The sequence below is a fragment of the Haloarcula sp. H-hyl6 genome (assembly GCF_056934455.1).
In genome coordinates, this window is record NZ_JBRIIK010000001.1 from 1,099,383 (window position 1) to 1,117,134 (window position 17,752).

Genomic DNA, 17,752 nt, shown 5'->3' on the forward strand with positions numbered 1-17,752 from the left:
GAACAGTTACAACGGCGGTGGACGACAGCCAAGACGGTATGTCAGACCCTGATAGCTCGGAGACCCTCGAAGCACTCGCCAGTTTGCCGACGCTGGCACATCCGACCGCGTCCCCGGCCGACCACTCGGTCGCCTTCTACTACGACGTCTCGGGCCGCAACGAACTCCACGTCCTCGACGTAGCGAGCGGCGAGTACGAGCAGTGGAGCGACGGCGAGGTCCCCCGAAACGCTCGCTGGCACGTAGAGTGGGGGGCCGACGGCGAACGCGTGTTCTTCCACCTCGACGACGACGGCGACGAACAGAACGACGTCTACGCCATCGACCGGGACGGGGCGGTCGAACCGGTCGTCGAGATGGCCGGGCAGGTCGTCGTACAGGACGTCGGCGAGGACGGCGAGACGCTGTTGGTCGGGTCGACACGCGACGGCCAGATGAACCTCTACGCCCACGACCTCACGACGGGCGAGACGGAGAAACTGACCGACTACGACCGGGCGGTCTGGACCGGCCACCTCTCGCCCGACGGCGACCGGGTGGCCTACGGCACCAACGAAGCCGACGACTTCGAGAACGTGGACGTGTATCTGGCCGACGCCGACGGGTCGAACCCGCGGAACCTCCACGTCGGCGAGACGGGCGCCGAAGCCATGCCCATCGAGTGGGGCCCCGAGGGGGACCGGTTGCTCGTCTCGGACAACAGCGCCGACCTGACCAGAGCGGGGGTCTACGGCCTCGAATCCGACGCGGTAGCGTGGTTCGGTGGCGAGTACGAGGAAGAGCCGAAGGGATTCACGCCGGACGGCGACCGCTTCCTCGTCACCCGGACCCGCGAGGCGGCGAAGATGCCCGTCGTCTACGACGTCGAGTCGGGCGAGAGCCGCGAACTCGACCTCCCCGAGGGCGTCGCCGCCTTCGCCGGGGAACAGATGCTCGCCGACGGCCGGGTCCTGCTGACTCACACGACGCCGACCCGCCGGCCGGCGTTGCTCGCCTACGACCTCGCGACCGACGAGTACGAGACGCTAATCGAGGCGGAGTACGGCCCGTTCTCGCCCGACGACTTCGCCGACGCCGAGTACGTCACCGTCGAGTCCGACGGCGTCCCCGAGACGCGACAGGCGGCCGTGGAACACGACCCCTACGAGACGCTGGACATCGGCGCGTTGCTGTACGACTCGGGCGAACGCCCGTCGCCGCTAATCGTCAATCCCCACGGCGGACCCCGCGGGATGGACACCAAATCGTTCGACCTCTACACGCAGTTCCTCGCCCAGCGGGGGTTCTCCGTGTTGCAGGTGAACTACCGCGGGTCGACCGGCCGGGGCCACGAGTTCGTCCAGCGACTGTACGACGACTGGGGCGGGGCCGAACAGGGCGACGTGGCGACGGCCACCGAACACGTCCTCGACACCCGTGAGTGGGTCGACGGGGACCGCGTGGCCGTCTTCGGCGGGTCCTACGGCGGCTACTCGGCGTACTGGCAGATGGTCCAGTACCCCGACCTCTACGACGCCGGCGTGGCGTGGATAGGGCTCACCGACCTCGAAGACCAGTACGAGAACACGATGCCCCACTACCGGACGGAACTGATGGAGAAGAACCTCGGGACGCCCGAGGAGAACCCCGACCTCTACCGGGAGCGGTCGCCCGTCGAGTACGTCGAGAACCTCTCGGCCCCGCTGTTCATGCTCCACGGCGTCAACGACCGCCGTGTCCCCGTCTCGCAGGCCCGCCTGTTCCGCGACGCGCTGGACGACTTCGGCTACACCGAGGGCCCGGACGGCGACTACGAGTACGAGGAACTCGGCGAGGAGGGCCACGCCTCCTCAGACATCGACCAGAAGGAGCGCCTGTTCCGCCTGCTGGACGACTTCCTCGACCGGCGCATCGGGACCGAGGCCGTCGCGGCCGACGACTGAGGCGGTCGACAGGACGAGCGGACAGCACTTATTACGGCCCCTACCGACGGGTTCGAGTACGATGGTGTGGTCGGGTTCGGGGGACCGGTGTACGTTCGAGTGTGACCCCACAGACGCACACGAGTCGGTCGCCGACGAGGAGCGGTGGCGCTGTCCCCACGACTCGATGCGCGACGCCGACCACTGCCCGTTCCACTGCCCCCCGTCGGAGACGCCCGCGGACGTCGACGTGTCGGCGGCGTTCTTAGACGCCGTGGAGTCGGGGACGGACGGCACTCGGGCGGACCGCCGACGCTCGAAGCAGTTCCTCGGGGCCGACATCGCGACGCTGGACCTCTCGATGGCCGTGGTCGACGCCACCGACAACTACCCGATTGACCTCCGCGGGGCCGACGTCGACCGACTGGACGGGACCGACAGCGAGGTCGGCCAGCGACTCGACCTCCGGGGAGCGACCGTCGGCGAGTTGCGCCTCGACGGCGTATACCACGAACTCGACGCCCGCGGTGCGACCGTCGCGTCGGGAACCTTCGCGGGCGTGCGCGTCGACGGCGCTGACTGCCGGGACGCCACGTTCGAGACCGTCGACTTCGACCGGGCGACCGTGGAGGAGGCGGCGTTCGACGACGTCACCGTCGGCGACGGCTCGTTCCACCACACGGACTTCGGGATGGCCGACTTCGACGACGCGACGTTCGAGACGGGCGACTTCTACCACGCGAGTTTCGACGAGGGGGACTTCCGCGGGGCCTCGTTCGGGACGGCACGGTTCTACGGCGCGACGTTCGGCGGCGGCTACTTCAACGAGACCAGCTACGACGAGGCGGTGTTCGAGCGCATCGAGGCCGAGCGGTTCTACCTGCCCGACGCGACGCTCGCCGGCGGCACCTTCGCGGACGCGGTGGTGTCGATGAAACTGGTGCTGTCCGGGTCGACGTTCGTCGGCACCGACTTCACCGGGTTGGACGCCGAGCGGGTGGACTTCACTGAGTGTACCCTCGTCCGCCCCACCGTCGACGACGCGACGGTCGCAGACCTCCAGTTAGACGAGGCGACGCTGGCGAGTCCGCGGGTCACCGACTGCACGGTCGACCGCGTGACCGCCGCGGACGTGCGCTGTCTCGGCGTCGTGGCCGTCGAGGACTGCGCCGTCGACGCCGCCGACCTGTCGCCGGCGACCGCCGGCCCCGACGGGGTCGCGCTGGTGTCCCTGTCTGGGAGTACGGTCGGTGACGGCACGCTCGACCAATCCACCGAAGGCACGGTCGTCTACGACCTCGAACAGACCACGCTCGGGACGGTGAAGTTCACCGGCGGCGGGTCGGACGGCCCGCTGGACCGACTGGCCTTCCACCGGACCCGCTTCGACGGGTTCGACGTGCGAGACAACGACGACGTCGACCTGGAGGCCGCCGACTACCGCCTCCACGAACTCGCGGACGGCCTCGCCGACCCGCTTCGGACGGCACTCGCGTACCCGAACGCACTCGAAACGGTGGTGGGTGCGGCCGACGACGAGACGGCCGCCGCGCTGCTGGAACGGGCGGCGACCCGCGCGGCCGACGCGACGCTACCGGACGCCGCCCGAGCGTGCTACGACCGATTGGCGAAGGCTACCGAGGGGACCATCCCGGCCGCCGACGGCGAGGTGACGTACCTCCGGGCGAAGAACGGGGCCAACGACATCGCGGACAACACCGCCGCCTCCGCCTTCTTCGTCTCGCAGTTGGCCTACCGCCGCCGGACCCACGCGGGTCGCGTCGCCGACGGGAGTGCGCCGCTCCGGGACCGCGTGCGGAGCCTCGGCCGCTTGGGGTTGAACGCCTTCCTGTTCCTGACGACGGGGTACGGCGAGCGCCCCGCCTACACCCTCGGCGCGTCGGTGGTGCTCGTCCTCGGCTACGCGGCCGTCTACCTCGCGCTCGCGCCGCGCCTGTTCACCGACGCGGGGCAGTACCTCCAGTTGAGCCTCGGGTCGTTCATCGCCTTCTTCCTCGGCGGCGTCGGGGCCGTCGACGACGCGACGGTCAACGTCGTCGCACAGTCCGAGGCGTTCCTCGGCGCGTTCTTCATCGCGCTGTACGTGTTCGCGCTGACCCGGTCGGTCAGTCGGTGAGCACGCAATCTTTCTCCCGGTCGGCGACGTAGGCGACGTATGGACACCTGCTACGTCGCCCTCTCCGACCGGGTCCTCGTCGGCGTCGGCGAGTGGACTGAGCGCCTCCGCGGTGAACCGCTCGAATGCGTGGCCGCCGACGAACGAGCGCCCGACCGGGCGTTCGTCGGGACGGTCGAGGCGGGCCTCCAGCGGACCACCGACGGCGGCGAGACGTGGACGGAAGTGCTCGACGCCGGCGACCGCGTCACGAGCGTCACCGTCAGCCCCCACGACCCGGACGTGGTGTGGGCCGGCACGGAACCGAGCGCCGTCTACCGGTCGACCGACGGCGGCGAGACGTGGATCGAGCGCGGGGGCCTCACCGACCTCGACTCCGCCTCGCGGTGGTCGTTCCCGCCGCGGCCCCACACCCACCACGTCCGATGGCTGGCCGTCGCGCCGGACGACCCCGACCGGGTGTACGTCGCAATCGAGGCAGGCGCGTTCGTCCGGACGGTGGACGGCGGCGAGACGTGGGTGGACCACCCCACCGGCGGCCGACGGGACAACCACACGTTGGCCGTCCACCCCGACGCTCCCGAGCGAGTCTACACCGCCGCCGGCGACGGCTACGCGCAGTCATCTGACAGGGGCGTCACGTGGGCGTACCCGCAGGAAGGACTGGTCCACCGCTACGTCTGGGGCCTCGCGGTCCACCCCGAGGACCCCGACTGCGTCGTCGTCTCGGCCGCGAGCGGTCCCCGGTCGGCCCACTCGACGAGCGGCGAGAGCTACGTCTACCGTCGGACCGACGAGCGGTGGGAGCGAGCGATGGAGGGGCTGCCGGCCCCCGATGGCCTCGCGCGGGCCGTTCTGGCCCCGGACCCCGACGGAGCGGTGTGCGCGCTGACGAACCACGGCCTGTTTCGGTCGACCGGGGGGGCGACGTGGACGCGGGTGGGGTCGTGGGACGAGACGTACGACCAGGTGCCGCGCGGCCTCGCCGTCGTCTAGAGGGCCGCCCCGAGCGCGACGAGTGCGCCCGTGGTGACCACGGTCAGGCCGGCCGCGGCGGCGAGGATTTTCAGGGCGCGTTTCCGGTCGGCGGCCACCGCCTCGCGTTCGGCGACCGATCCACTGGACCCACCCGACCCCGAGAGGTCGTACCGCGCCAGCGCACCGAAGGCGACGCAGAAGCGGAAGTAGTCCTGCAAGACGCCGACCCACCCGCCGAAGACGAACGGCGCGGTGGCCCAGAGCGCGCTCTTCGGAACCACGGAGAGGGCGACGGCGAGGACGACGGCCGCGGCGATGCCGAACGACCCGACGCCGGCCTGTCGCCGCGCCCGCCGCTGTGTCGCCCCGATGTTACAGACCCCCGGTTGGTACTCTGCCATGTCCGTCCGAAGGGAGCGAACCGACAAATATCGACTGGACCCGGTGGTCCCCGGTCGGCGCCCCGTCGTGTCGGCAGGGTGAACTTATGTGTCGGGACCGAGAGCATTCACCCGTGACCCGGATTGGTCCCCTCCCACGAGAGTCGAAGGCGACGTGGACGTTCGCCCTGTTGGGCGGACTGGCCACGGTCCCGTTCACCGTCGCGAGTTACGCGCAGAGCGGCGAGGAGATGTCGTTCTCGGCGATACTCCCCGTCGCCGTCGTCGTCGGCTACCTCGCGAAACGGCGCGGCCTCGAGAGCGGGTCGGTCGGCCTCCGCGTGGGCCTCGTCGGGTCGGTGCCGGCCCTGTGGCTGGCCGTGTCGGTCGCGAGGGGGGCGGCCGCACTGGACGGGACGCCCGAGTTCCTCGCGGCGGCGACGGTACTCACCGTCGCGTTCGTCGTCTCGGTCGGTGGCCTCGTCGTCGGTGCTTCGGCGCTGTTCGGCGCGCTGGGCGGACGAATCGGGGGATGGCTGGCCGAGCGGACCGGCGGGCAACGGCCGCCCGTCGTCGGGAACTGAGTCGAGCGGTCGGCGACCGCCGCCGGTCGACCGGGCGCTCGGAATCGAGAAAGTACTTGTCTCGCGGCGCCGACACGGCAGGTATGCACGATGTCGTCGTCGTCGGTGTCGGCCCCGCCGGCGCCCGCTACGCGCGGCGGGCCGCCCAGCAGGGCCGGGACGTCCTCGCCTTCGAACAGGGGACGGTGGGCGAACCGCTGGCCTGTTCGGGCCACGTCAGCACCGACATTTGGGCCTACACCGAGGACGCCCGCGACGAACTGCTCCAGAACGAGGTGTCGGGGGCCCGATTCCACACCGACGGCCCGGGGAGCGACGCCCACCCCTTCTACAAGGACGAGGTCATCTCGAACGTCATCGACCGGGTCGGACTGGACCGCCACCTCGCCGAACTCGCCCGGGAGGCCGGCGCGGACGTCCGGGAGGGACACACCGTCGTCGGCGTCGAGGAACGCCGGGACCACGTCGCCGTCGAGGTGAAGGGACCCGACGGCGTCGAGACCCACCGCGCGAAGATGGTCGCCGGGTGTGACGGCCCCAAGAGCCGCGTCCGGCGGGAACTGGGCCTCCCCGAACCCGACGAGTTGCTCCACGGCGTCCTCGGGTTCGACGAGGCGGCCGACCACGGCGACTTCGTCGACGTCCACCTCACCGTGCCGACGTTCTTCGCGTGGCGCATCCCCCGCGGCGAGGCCGGCGTCGAGTACGGCCTCGCGGTGCCGCCGGGCGACGACGCCCGCGAGCGGTTCGAGACGTTTACAGACGGCTACGGCGCAAACGTGACCCGGCGCTGTTCGGGGCTCATCCCCATCGGCCCGCCGAAGCGCGTCACCGGCCGGCGGTCGTTCCTCGTCGGCGACGCCGCCGCCCAGACCAAGCCGTTCACCGGCGGCGGCATCCTCTACGGCATGACCGCCGCGGACCACGCCGCCCGCGAAATCGACCCGGACGACCCGGCGACCCTGGGCGACTACGAGCGAGCGTGGCGCGAGGACTTACGGCAGGAGATACGCCTGGGCCACGCCGTTCGCGCGGGCTACTCGGTGCCGAAGGTGGTGCAGAAGGCCGGCATGACGGCGTTCGAGGGCGAAATCGGCGTCCACATGGACCGGCCGACGACGCTGTTCTCCCGGGAGCAACTGAAGGCGCTCCTCTCGCGGTCCTGAGTCAGTTCGCCGCCACCGACTGCCGGAGACCGACCCACACGCGCTTGTAACCGAGCATGTAGACGCCGGCGTACAGCAGGACGGCGCCCATCCACAGTTCCCAGAGACCGAACGTCGACTGTCCGGCGAGCAGGTTCGAGAGGCCGGCGCTCTCCGTGAGTGCGCCGACGACGGTCAGCAGTCCGGCCAGCAGTGCCGAGAGCAGGAGGCCGAACAGTTCTGCCAGCGATTCAGAGACGAATCCGTTCATCGGCGACGCGTAGGCCGATGTGGATTATAACCCTTTCCCTGCGAAGCGCAAGCGGTTAGTGGGACGGTAGCGACCAGACGACCATGGCACAGTATCGCGATATGGACCACGGACTGTTGGCGAAACGCGGCTTCCTCCTCGGCGTCGGCCTGTTCGCGCTCGGCGCGCTCGGCGAACTCGTCGGTCACGCTCTCGTCGGGCCGTTCCCGGCGTGGGGCGATATGCTGTTGACCGACATGGTGGCGCTCGGTATCCTCCTCGGCCTGTTCTCGCCGCTCGTCTTCGGCATCGTCCTGCCGCTCATCGAGTGAACCGCGCGAATCGGTCGAAGCTATTTACGACTCCCGAGCGACAGCCCTTCGCATGAAGGCCTCGCGTTTCACCGTCGCCTCGACCGTCGTCGCGCTGTTCGGCTGTCTGGTCGCGTTCGTCGGCCCGCTGGCGCTCGGGGCTAACCCGGGAATCAGGGGCAGCGTGACCCTCTCGGCGGTCGTCGGTGCCGTCTTCGCCGGCAAGAACTTCCTGACCGTCCGAGAGCGGGGTCGCCCGCGGTTCGCGGCGGCGGTCATGGCGACGGTCCTCGGACTGTGGCTCGTCGTCGCACCCCTCCAGTACCAGACGGTCGCCGCCCCGCTGACGGCCGTGACCCAGTTCGGCGGGATGTGTCTCTCGGCGTTCTCCGCGTACACGGCGCTGGTCGCCGTGGAGTACTACCTCGGCGAACCGGACTTCGCCGACGAGGACGTGGGCTACTCGTAACTGGGGAGTCGCGCCGAGACCGCCGACCCCTCGACGAACGGCAGGTCGGTCCGTTCGGCGTCGACCTCGTCGCCGTCTGCCCGGACTGTCAGCGCCGTCTCTGGCAGGTCCCAGTCGACGGCCGCCATCGCGAGAGGGGCTTCGCGCATCGGACTGTCGACGGCGCGAGTGACCTCGCCGACGTGTTCGTCGCCGGCGAAGACGGCCGCCCCGGACTCGGGCAGTGCATCGACGGTGAGACCGACCAATCGCGACGGCGGGTGGCCCCGGTTCTCGATGCGGGAGACGACCTCCTGTCCGACGTAACACCCCTTCTCGAAGTCCAAGGCGTTGCGCAGGCCGAGTTCGTTCGGGACGTGGCCCTCGATTTCGCTGTCGAACAGCGGCGACCCCGCTTCGAGGGTGAGCGTCTCCCACGTCCGGTAGCCGAAGGGGACGGCGTTCAGCCCGCGGTTGACGAGCGTGTCGAACACCGCCTCGGCGTCGTCGGCCGCACACACCACGTCGTAGCTCTCCTCGCCGGCGAGGTTGTCGGTGCGGACGACGGTGACCCCGGCGTCGCCGAGTTCGCCCCGGTCGAACGAGAGCGGTGCTTCGGGCGAAGAGGCCTGATGGAGCACGCTGGCTATCTTCTCGGTGGCCTTCGGGCCGTGGACGCCGAAGGTGGCGAAGTCGTCGGTCGCCACGCGGACGTCGACGTCCTGGATGAAGGTCTTCTCCCGCCACTCCTCGGCCAGCGGTTCGGCACGCTGGGGCGGGGTGAACACCAGCAAGCGCTCGCCGGCGTTGTAGACGTACATGTCCGTCTCGACGCGGCCCTGCGGGTCGAGCAAGAGGGCGTAACACCCCTGCCCGTCCGCGTCGGGGACCCGGTTCGAGACGGCGTTGTCGACGTAGTCGACCCGGTCCTCGCCGGTGACGACGAGGACGCCGTAGCCGAACTCGCAGACGCCGACGACGTTCCGGACCGCGCGGTGGGTCCGCTCCGGACGGCCGTAGTTGTCGACGACGCGGCGGTCGCCGACCTCACGGAAGGTCGCCTCGTGGGCAGCGTGTACTTCCTCGAGGACAGTCATTGCCAACGGGTGGGGGCCTCGCGCCCAAAAGGGTCCCGTTACCGCCGCCGGAGCGCGAGGACCGCGAACAGGACGAGAGCGACGAGGACGGTGACGGGCGTGAACCCGGGGCCGCCCTCTCCGACCAGTCCCCCGTCGGTCGGCGTCTCAGTGTCGGTGGGCGTCGCCGTCTCCGTCGCCGTCTCGGTCTGGGCGTCGGTGGCGTCCGGGTCGACGCCCTCGACGGACGCCGTCGTCGAGAGGTCGCCCTTGGTGGCGTCGAAGGTCACCTCGCCGGCGGACTCCACGGGGACGGTGACGACGCCGGACGCGTCAGTCGTCCCGAGTTCCTCGCCGTCGCGGCTGACGGTCACGTTCGGCACGGGGTCGCCGTACTCGTCGGTCGCTTCGAGGCGGACTGTCTCGCCGACGACCACGCGCTGATTGGCGGGCGTGAGGTCGATGCGTGGCGTCCGCTGGATGGAGACGTCGACGGCAGTGTCCGACTCCCGAACCCTGACGGTCTGTTCGACCGTCTCGTAGCCCTCGTTCGTCACTTCGAGGGTGTACTGGCCGTTGACCGGGACGCTGATGGTCGCCTCGCCGTCGGAGAGCGTCTGGACGCTCCCCACCGACGGGACGGTGACGGTGGCGTTCCGGAGCGGTCGGGGGTCCTCGAAGTGGTCGTCGGTGACGGTGACGGTGACGAGCGCCGACCCCTCTTCGAGGCCGACCGTCGCCTCCGTCTCGCCGGTAATCTCCATCCGCGTCGAGTTCCGGAAGAAGCCCTCCTTGGTGACGATGACCCGGTACTCGCCCGCTTCGACCGTGGGCGTCTCGACGACGCCGTCGGCGTCCGTCCGCTGGTCGGTGACGAACTGACCCGAGCGGTAGAGTTGGACTCTGGCGCTCTCGACCGGCTGGCCGTCGGCGTCTCGGACCGAGAGGGTCGCGTTAGCGGTCGGAGAGACGGGAACTTCGACGTCGCGGGTGGTGGCATCGGCGACGAGGTACGGCGAGTTGCGGATGTAGGCGTCGTCCTCGACGTGAAGCATCACGTCGGCACCCTCGGGTACGTCCACGAGAACCTGCCCGTTGGCGCGGGTCGTCTCGTTGACCGGGCCGCCCGCACCGTCGTCCCACGTGGCCGAGACGTCCACGCCGCTGAGGGGGTCGCCGTTCTGGTCGACGACGGTGACCGTCAGCGTCACTCGGTCCTCCTGTGCCGCGCCGACGCCCGAGGCGGCAGGTCCAGCGAGTACCACGACACACAGGGCGAGAGCCAGACGGAGCGAGGCCATACACACGTGGTAACGTGGGCCGACCTTAACAGTATGGTCGGCTTATACTCCCGAGCCACGGCGTGTAACCCGCGCTCCTCACCGAGAGCGGGACGAGTCTGACTCGGCGAGTCGTTCGACTTCGGCGGGTTCGACGGGCGTCAGCGGTCCGGGCATCGTCCGACTCAGCGCCGCCGCGGCGCTCCCGTAAGCGAGGGCTTCGTCGGTCGGTGCACCGGCGAGGAGTCGCTGGAGGACGGCACCGACGAGCGTGGCGTGTTGCCCCGAGTCGTCCACTGCCGCCGTCTCGAAGGAGTCCTGTTCGTGGACGACGTTGTCGTGGTAGCCCACGACTCCGTGTTCGCTCCGGGTGAGGACGACCCGCGAGAAGTCGTAGTCGGCGGCGATTGTGTGGACGAGTTCGCGCGGCGTCCCCGTCCGGTCGAAGACCGCCTTGGCCTGGTCCTCGCTGGCGAACAGCAGGTCGACCGCCCCGAACAGGTCCGAGAGCGTGTCGTGGGCCGCTTCCGCGCTCCAGAGACCGGGGTGGAAGTCGAGGTCCAGCGCCCGCAACCCCGGCGCGGCGCGTAACAGCGCACCCGCCGTCTCTGCCGCCGTTTCCGAGAGAGCCGCCATCGACCCGACGGTGAACACCGCGTCGGCGCTCTGGACTCGCCCCATCGGGATTTCGCCGGGGGTCAGCGTCGCCATGGCCGTCCCGCCGCGGTCCTGTAGCAGGCGGTCCGCCCGGGGCGTGGCGGCGCCCTCGTAGAAGGTCAGTCCCTGCCGTCCCTCGTCGGGGTCGGCCCACACCACGTCCGTCTCCAGTCCGTGCTCGTGCAGTTCCGCGACGACGCGGCGACCCAACGGGGAGTCCGGCAACTTCGAGAGCCAGACCGCCTCGCCGCCGAGCCTGCTGGCCGTTGCCGCGACGGTGCTCGCCGTGCCGTCGGCCCGCATCCGTACCTCGCGAGCCGTCTCGAAGCGCTGTCCGTCCGGCGGCGCGAATCGGAGGGCCGTCTCGCCGAAAGTAACGAGTGACATACACCACGTATCGAGCGACTGGGGCTTAGTTCAACCGGCCGTCAGAGTGTACGTTTCGGCCGGGAGCCACGCGGTCGTACGGACCGCCGTAGGTCAGTGACGAAGACCACGCGACGACGTGCGGTCGTCCCGGGACACGGCTACAGCAGTCCGTATCAGTTGACCGGGCCATCGACGCTGACGACCGACGAGACGGCCGACTGAGCCGCCTCCAGTACGTGTGGCAGCGGGTCCGAGAGGCGGAGGTTCGACCGAGTCGACGGCGAGAGCAGGTCGGTCAGCACGGCCAGCGCACTCGACGGTCGCTTCACCGCGTGGAGCAGGTCACCCGACAGCGGCCAGTGGTACCGGGCCGGAGCGAACTCGAACGACGGGAGGACCCCCTCGTCAAGGTATGCGAGCAGTGCGCGAGGGAAGTTCATGCCGGAGGCGACACCCAGACCCATCGACCCCCAGAACTTCGGATTACACTCCAGCAGGTGGGGCGTGCCCGCGGCGTCGTTCTTGAACTCCAGCATGACGACGCCGTTCCACTCCAGGTGTGACAGTATCGGGTCGGCGTACGCGAACAGTTCGGGGTCCACGAGCGACTCCGCACAGACGCTCTTGCCGCCGGAGGGCGGCGACTCGCGGATGCGCCGGTGCGCGTAGTGTCCCTGACACTCGCCGTCGAGATAGAGGGCGAAAAAGCCCCGCCCCCGTCCGCCGAGGTACGCCTGATAGACGGGGTCCGAGTCGTGGGTCGAGACGTACGTCCGGTAGATGCTCCGGAGTTCCTCGGGTGAGTCGACGTATCGGACGAACCGTGGCTCCGTCTCGCTCCCCGTCTTGAACACGCCCGAGGGACCGACCGTCTCGACGGCGCGTGAGAGGTCGGCGGCCGAACTGATGCGGACCGACGTCGGGGTCGGGACGTCGAACCTGTCGGCCAGCGACTGGAGCGCGTGCTTGTCGACGACCCGGCGGAACGACTCCTCGGGGGGCAGAATCGGGTCGAGCGGGGCCGGAATCTCGTCACGGTGCTCCGAGACTATCTCTGTCGTGCGGCCGCCGACCGGGACGACGTAGTCGTAGCCGTAGGCGTCGACGACGCCTGCCAGTTCGGTCGCGTACTCCTCGGCGTCGTCGGCCGCGATTCGGTGGTCCCGAGCGGCGTACCGAGAAGCCGCCGACAGTGAGAACGGCAATTGTGCGACCACCCCCACCTCGTCGGTGACCGACTCGATGGCCCGCACCACTGTCAGCGACTTCTTCTCGAAGCCGTCGGTAACCAACACGTCCATGCGACTATAGTCCACACAGTAGTCGAATTGTAATACCGAACTTACGTCGAATAATTCGCTCTAGAACGCCACTGTGATATAGCGTGGTATTTCTCCCACGTCGGCGATAGCGTGTCTGACTATCTCTTGCTTCGGTCACGTATCCAGTGACTGCGGCAGGGAGATACGAGAAGGAACTGGCTACTCACACGTCGTCGCTAGTTGGGACGGTATTACTTTGCGCCGTCGCTGGGAGCCACCGCCGATGAAGGTTCTCCACCTCGTGACCCATCGGTCGTCCTTTTTCGACCGGCGCATCGCGAGTCTCCGGGAGCGCGGGCACACCTGCGACGTCGTCACCGTCCCCGGCCGCGAACAGGCCGACCGGGCCGATCGGAAGGACGCGAGTCGGTCCGTCGGCCACTATCTCCGCTTCTACGGGCGCGTCCTCTCGGCGGCGCGGGGGACCTACGACCTCGTCCACGCCCACTACGGCCTCACGGCACCGTTTGCGCTGGCCCAGCCACACAGACCCGTCGTCCTCACGCTCTGGGGGTCTGACCTGATGGGCGAGTTCGGGTGGCTCAGCGAACGCTGTGCTCGACTGGTCGACGAGACGGCCGTCATGAGCGCGGAGATGGCGGCCCGTCTGGACTGCGAGGCGACTGTCGTCCCACACGGGGTCGACCTCGACCTGTTCCGGCCGATGGACCAAACAGCGGCCAGAGCGTCGGTCGGCTGGGACCCTGAGGCCGCCCACGTCCTGTTCCCGTACACGCCCGACCGCGAGGTGAAGAACTACCCGCTGGCCGACCGCGTCGTCGAGCGGGTCCGGTCCCGTCTCGACCGGGACGTTCGGCTCCACACCGTCTACGAAGTCGAACAGGCTCAGGTGCCGACGTACATGAACGCCGCCGACGCACTGCTGTTGACGTCGAACCGAGAGGGGTCGCCGAACACCGTCAAGGAGGCGCTCGCGTGTTCGCTCCCAGTCGTCGCGACGGACGTCGGCGACGTCCGCGAACGGCTCGACGGGGTCACGCCGTCCGCCGTCGGGACGGACGAGAGCGAACTCGTCGCGGGGCTGGAGCGAGTGCTGACAGCGGACGAGCGGTCGAACGGGCGGGCCGCCGCTCGGGCCCTCGGCGTCGACCGGATGGCCGAGCGACTCGAAGGGGTGTACCACCGGGCGCTTCGCGACTGACCGGCGACAGTCGCGTTCGTCACTCCCGCCGACCGGTGTGGCCCGGGTAGTCCCGCTCGAACCGGTCTTCGAGTTCCTCGCGGTCGAGTTCGATGACCGTCGGGCGCCCGTGCGGACACGCGTACGGGTTCTCACAGTCGTCCAGCGCCGCCAGCAGGTCCCGAACGGACCCCTCGGTGAGCGACGTGTTGCCGGTGACCGACGGGTAACAGGCGAGGTCACCGAGCAGTTCGTCGGCCGCCGCCTCGACGGTGGTCGCCGCCTCGCTCTCGCCGCCGACGAACGCGCCGAGTACGTCCCGGACGATGTCCGGCCCGGCGGCGTCGGCGATGACGCCCGGGAGCGTGCGGACCTCGACGGTCCGCTCGCCCGTCCGGGCGGTGTGGAAGCCGAGACTCGCCAGCGCGTCGCTCCGGGCCTCGAACACCGCGGCTTCCCGGGCCGTGAGTTCGAGTTCGACCGGGTCCGCGAGCGCCTGTGTCGTCGTCTCGCCGGCGAACTCGGCCTGCAGGCGCTCGTAGTTCACCCGCTCGTCGGCCGCGTGCTGGTCTATCAGGACGAGGCCGTCCTCGGTTTCGGCGACGACGTACGTCTCGTGTAACTGGCCCAGCACCCGCATCGACGGGAGGCGGTCGTGGTCCGTCTCGGGTTGCTCGCCCAGTCGCGCCTGTTCGTGACCCCCGGAGAACTTCCGGTCGGCCGGCACGTCGGCGGTGGCCGCTTCGCCGGGGGGCGCGCCCGTCTCGGCCGTCTCGCTGGCCGAGTCGGACTGGTCGGACTCGGCAGACGGAGCGGGCGTCTCCCCGACGCTCGTCTCCGCAGGCCCGTCGGCGGCCGGCCAGCCGTCGTCGTCGGCCGTTCGACCAGAAGCGGTGGTGTCAGAGGCCGTCGAACCGGTCTCGTCGGCGTCCGGCGATGCTGTACCCGTGGCGGTCGCGGACTCGTCGGTCACCGACGGCGCTCCGGACGACCGGTCGTCCGGGCCACCGCCAGATGGCTCCGACGAGGACGGCCCGTCGTCGCTGCTCGACCGCGACGGGGAGATTTCCGTCTGTTCGGGCTGTGAGCGGCCGCGCGGGGCCGACGAGCGGAGCAGGCCCTCCCGCAACAGGGCGTCCTCGACGGCGGTTCGGACCTGCTCGCGGACCGCCTCGTCGTCGGCGAACCGGACCTCCATCTTCCGGGGGTGGACGTTCACGTCCACGTCGCCCGCCGGGACGTCCAGAAAGAGGACCGCGAAGGGGTAGCGGTCCGGCGCAATCTGGGTGCCGTAGGCGTCGACGACGGCGTCGTGGGCCGTCTTCGCGCGGACGTACCGGCCGTTGACGTACGTCGAGAGGTACTCCCGGCCGGCGCGGGTTGTCTCCGGGTGCGAGACGAGGCCGCTGACGCCGTCCAGCGGACCATCGGGCAAGTCACTACCCTCGACCGTTATCATGGATTGGGCGACTTCGCGCCCGTACACCGACATGACCGTCTCGCGCAGGTCGCCCTGTCCCGTCGTGGCGAACGTCTCGCGGCCGTCGTGTTCCAGCGCGACGGCGACGGCGGGGTTCGCCAGCGCGTAACTCGTGACGATGGTGTTGACGTGGGCGAACTCCGTCGAGGCCTGCTTGAGGTACTTCCGGCGGGCGGGGACGTTGTAGAACAGGTCCTCGACTTCGATGGTCGTCCCCTCGGGGCATCCGGCGGGGTTCACCTCGGTCACCTCGCCGCCCTCGACGACGAGTTCGGTCCCCACGTCACCGCCCCGCGGACGGGTCGTGACGGTCAGGCGCGAGACGGCCCCGATGGCGTGGAGGGCTTCACCCCGGAACCCGAGGGTCCCGACCCCGCCCTCCAAGTCGGCGATGTCCCGAATCTTCGAGGTGGTGTGTTGCTCGACGGCGCGCTGGACGCTCTCGCGGTCCATTCCGATACCGTCGTCGGTCACCCTGATACCCTCCGTGCCACCCTGTTCGACGGCCACCGTGACCCGGTTCGCGTCGGCGTCGATGGCGTTCTCGACGAGTTCCTTGACGACGGAGGCGGGTCGTTCGACCACCTCGCCGGCCGCGATGCGTTCGACGGTGCGCTCGTCGAGTTGCTGGATGTCGGTCATGGCGTCCCCCGCATGGTCGTTGCCCTGCGGTAGCGGGCGGGGCGACTTGAGACTGTCTCCGGCGATGCACCCCGAGCATGGAAATAGTTAACAAGGAACAGTCCCGACCATCTTCTGGTGAGGTACCATGTGCCACCACAGAGGACGGACCCCGGACTGGAGACGTGAACGGACCGAGCGCGAGACGGACGCGCCGGCCGAAGACGAGGACGACGAAGACCTGCCGTCGTTCCTCAACGAGTCGAGCGAGGACGTGGACGTGCTGACCGACGGCGGCGACGGCGGCGACGGCGGCGACGGCGACGCGGAGTCGTAACGCCCACGCAGTTTTTCCGGAGCCAGCGAACCGTACAGTGAAGTGCGCGGACAGCGAGGGGTTCCCCAACGGAGACAGATGGAACAGTACGACCAGCTCTACCGCCTGTACGAGACTGCAGACACCGAGACGCTTCGGGCCTATCAGGAGTTCGTGGACCTGCTCCCGCCGCTCAGCTCCCCCGTCGCGCTGGACCAGTGGGAGGACGCCCGGGAGGAACTGGACGAGCGCAAGGCCGAGATAGCCGCCGATTTCCCAGCGACGGGCGAGACGTACGCCGAACTGGCCGCACGGCTGACCCGCGAGGAGGCGTTCGCCGCGCTCGACCTCTACTCGAAGTACGGGCGCTCGGTGAACGTCCTCGTCTTAGACGTCGACGAGACGCTCCGGTCGGCCGGCGACACGGACAACGAGATTCCGCGAGACACGCTGTACCTGCTCACGGAGTTTCAGGAGCGCGGCGTCCCCATCGTCGTCTGCACGGGCCAGACCCTCGAGAACGTCAAGGGGTTCATGATTCAGGGCCTCGGCAACGAAGTCGTCTCTTCCGGGTCGCTCTCTATCGTCTACGAGTCCGGCAACGGCGTCTTCACGCCGAAACACGGCGCGGAGACCAAGCAGTTGCTGTACGAACGCCTCGACGACGAGGTGGTCGAGGTGTTCGACGCCGTGCGCGGGCGCGTCCTCTCGGAGGCCCCCGACGACGTGAGTCACGGCTGTCACCTCCAAGGCAACGAGTTCAACGTCACGCTCAAGCCCAACGCCGAAGTGGGCAGCGAGGCCGCCGTCGAGGTCATCGACGAGGCGCTCTGTTACCTCTGTGGACTTGTCGGCGAGTGCGTCGCCGCCGCCGTCGGGGCCGACGTGGCGGACCCGGCCGCCGTCGCACGGACCTACTTCGCCCGCGACCCGGAGATTCAGGCGGTGTTCGACGCCTCGGGCCTCTCGACCGACGCCGACCTCGACGCCGCACCCGCCCCACTCTTGGACCTCCTCGAACGCATCGACCTCGGCTACTACGAGGGCGACGCCGCCGAACTCGTCAGTCTGGAACTCGACAAGTCCGCCGGCGTCGAACAGGCCTTCGAGGTGCTGGGCATCGACGACCCGTTCGCCCTCGTGATGGGCGACAGCAAGAGCGACCTGCGGGTGATGGAGTGGGTCGCCGAGAACGACGCGGGACTGGCCGCGGCCCCGGACCACGCCTCGAAGGCCGTCCTCGACCACGTGCGGGCCCGCGACGACCTCGTCTACGAGGCCGGCAAGGCGAGTTCGGTGTTGCACACCGTCTACGGCCTCGACCTGCTGGCGCGACTGAACGAGCGCCGTTCCTGA

The 17,752-nt window shown here is 69.5% G+C and carries 17 protein-coding genes; 10 read left to right on the top strand and 7 right to left on the bottom strand.

Features of this window, described 5'->3' with window-relative positions; translation table 11 throughout:
* Positions 1–38: 38 nt before the first annotated feature.
* From Hhyl6_RS05810 to Hhyl6_RS05820, 3 genes are all read left to right on the top strand, one after another.
* A complete protein-coding gene (locus Hhyl6_RS05810) occupies positions 39–1,922 on the top strand; it encodes a S9 family peptidase (protein ID WP_483738277.1) in 1,884 nt (627 codons plus the stop codon).
* A gap of 61 nt (positions 1,923–1,983) precedes the next feature.
* Positions 1,984–4,038 (top strand): pentapeptide repeat-containing protein, encoded by a 2,055-nt coding sequence (locus Hhyl6_RS05815; RefSeq protein ID WP_483738278.1) that lies wholly within the window; start codon positions 1,984–1,986, stop codon positions 4,036–4,038.
* A gap of 39 nt (positions 4,039–4,077) precedes the next feature.
* Positions 4,078–5,034 carry a hypothetical protein gene (locus Hhyl6_RS05820; RefSeq protein WP_483738279.1) on the top strand — a complete coding sequence of 319 codons (957 nt, stop codon included), beginning with the start codon at positions 4,078–4,080 and terminating at the stop codon, positions 5,032–5,034.
* Here Hhyl6_RS05820 and Hhyl6_RS05825 read toward each other — a convergent pair.
* Entirely contained in the window at positions 5,031–5,417 is a 387-nt protein-coding gene (locus tag Hhyl6_RS05825) for a hypothetical protein (RefSeq protein ID WP_483738280.1), read from the bottom strand. The two genes, Hhyl6_RS05820 and Hhyl6_RS05825, sit on opposite strands and share 4 nt — an antisense overlap.
* Before the next feature lie 113 nt (positions 5,418–5,530).
* On the opposite strand from Hhyl6_RS05825, the gene Hhyl6_RS05830 reads away from it, so the two are divergent.
* Both Hhyl6_RS05830 and Hhyl6_RS05835 read left to right on the top strand, forming a co-directional pair.
* Positions 5,531–5,980, top strand: a complete 450-nt coding sequence (locus tag Hhyl6_RS05830) for a DUF5518 domain-containing protein (RefSeq protein ID WP_483738281.1) — start codon at positions 5,531–5,533, stop codon at positions 5,978–5,980.
* Positions 5,981–6,063: 83 nt separating this feature from the next.
* Positions 6,064–7,146, top strand: a complete 1,083-nt coding sequence (locus tag Hhyl6_RS05835; RefSeq protein WP_483738282.1) for a geranylgeranyl reductase family protein — start codon at positions 6,064–6,066, stop codon at positions 7,144–7,146.
* A gap of 1 nt (position 7,147) precedes the next feature.
* On the opposite strand, the gene Hhyl6_RS05840 is transcribed toward Hhyl6_RS05835, so the two are convergent.
* Positions 7,148–7,396 (bottom strand): DUF8151 family protein, encoded by a 249-nt coding sequence (locus Hhyl6_RS05840; protein ID WP_483738283.1) that lies wholly within the window; start codon positions 7,394–7,396, stop codon positions 7,148–7,150.
* Positions 7,397–7,479: 83 nt separating this feature from the next.
* Between Hhyl6_RS05840 and Hhyl6_RS05845 the strand changes: the two genes are divergently transcribed.
* Together Hhyl6_RS05845 and Hhyl6_RS05850 are read left to right on the top strand one after the other, a co-directional pair.
* Positions 7,480–7,707 carry a DUF7860 family protein gene (locus Hhyl6_RS05845; protein WP_483738284.1) on the top strand — a complete coding sequence of 76 codons (228 nt, stop codon included), beginning with the start codon at positions 7,480–7,482 and terminating at the stop codon, positions 7,705–7,707.
* 52 nt (positions 7,708–7,759) lie between these two features.
* Positions 7,760–8,155 carry a hypothetical protein gene (locus tag Hhyl6_RS05850; RefSeq protein WP_483738285.1) on the top strand — a complete coding sequence of 132 codons (396 nt, stop codon included), beginning with the start codon at positions 7,760–7,762 and terminating at the stop codon, positions 8,153–8,155.
* Here the strand turns inward: Hhyl6_RS05850 and ygfZ are convergent.
* From ygfZ to Hhyl6_RS05870, 4 genes are all read right to left on the bottom strand, one after another.
* Positions 8,146–9,231: a CAF17-like 4Fe-4S cluster assembly/insertion protein YgfZ gene (ygfZ, locus tag Hhyl6_RS05855; RefSeq protein ID WP_483738286.1), complete on the bottom strand. Its 1,086-nt coding sequence runs from the start codon at positions 9,229–9,231 to the stop codon at positions 8,146–8,148. The genes Hhyl6_RS05850 and ygfZ overlap by 10 nt on opposite strands.
* A gap of 38 nt (positions 9,232–9,269) precedes the next feature.
* Positions 9,270–10,511 (bottom strand): carboxypeptidase regulatory-like domain-containing protein, encoded by a 1,242-nt coding sequence (locus Hhyl6_RS05860; protein WP_483738287.1) that lies wholly within the window; start codon positions 10,509–10,511, stop codon positions 9,270–9,272.
* Between the two features lie 78 nt (positions 10,512–10,589).
* Positions 10,590–11,534: a PfkB family carbohydrate kinase gene (locus Hhyl6_RS05865; RefSeq protein ID WP_483738288.1), complete on the bottom strand. Its 945-nt coding sequence runs from the start codon at positions 11,532–11,534 to the stop codon at positions 10,590–10,592.
* 155 nt (positions 11,535–11,689) lie between these two features.
* A complete protein-coding gene (locus Hhyl6_RS05870) occupies positions 11,690–12,817 on the bottom strand; it encodes a carboxylate--amine ligase (RefSeq protein ID WP_483738289.1) in 1,128 nt (375 codons plus the stop codon).
* A 244-nt stretch (positions 12,818–13,061) separates the two neighbouring features.
* Between Hhyl6_RS05870 and Hhyl6_RS05875 the strand changes: the two genes are divergently transcribed.
* Positions 13,062–14,000 (top strand): glycosyltransferase, encoded by a 939-nt coding sequence (locus Hhyl6_RS05875; RefSeq protein ID WP_483738290.1) that lies wholly within the window; start codon positions 13,062–13,064, stop codon positions 13,998–14,000.
* Between the two features lie 19 nt (positions 14,001–14,019).
* Here the strand turns inward: Hhyl6_RS05875 and mutL are convergent, their stop codons facing one another.
* The gene (gene mutL / locus Hhyl6_RS05880) at positions 14,020–16,101 is read right to left on the bottom strand and encodes a DNA mismatch repair endonuclease MutL (RefSeq protein WP_483738291.1); all 2,082 of its coding nucleotides are present in this window, start codon (positions 16,099–16,101) and stop codon (positions 14,020–14,022) included.
* Positions 16,102–16,228: 127 nt separating this feature from the next.
* Between mutL and Hhyl6_RS05885 the strand changes: the two genes are divergently transcribed.
* Both Hhyl6_RS05885 and Hhyl6_RS05890 read left to right on the top strand, forming a co-directional pair.
* The gene (locus Hhyl6_RS05885) at positions 16,229–16,417 is read left to right on the top strand and encodes a hypothetical protein (RefSeq protein WP_483738292.1); all 189 of its coding nucleotides are present in this window, start codon (positions 16,229–16,231) and stop codon (positions 16,415–16,417) included.
* Positions 16,418–16,495: 78 nt separating this feature from the next.
* On the top strand, positions 16,496–17,752 hold the full coding sequence (locus tag Hhyl6_RS05890; protein ID WP_483738293.1) for an HAD family hydrolase: 1,257 nt from the start codon (positions 16,496–16,498) through the stop codon (positions 17,750–17,752).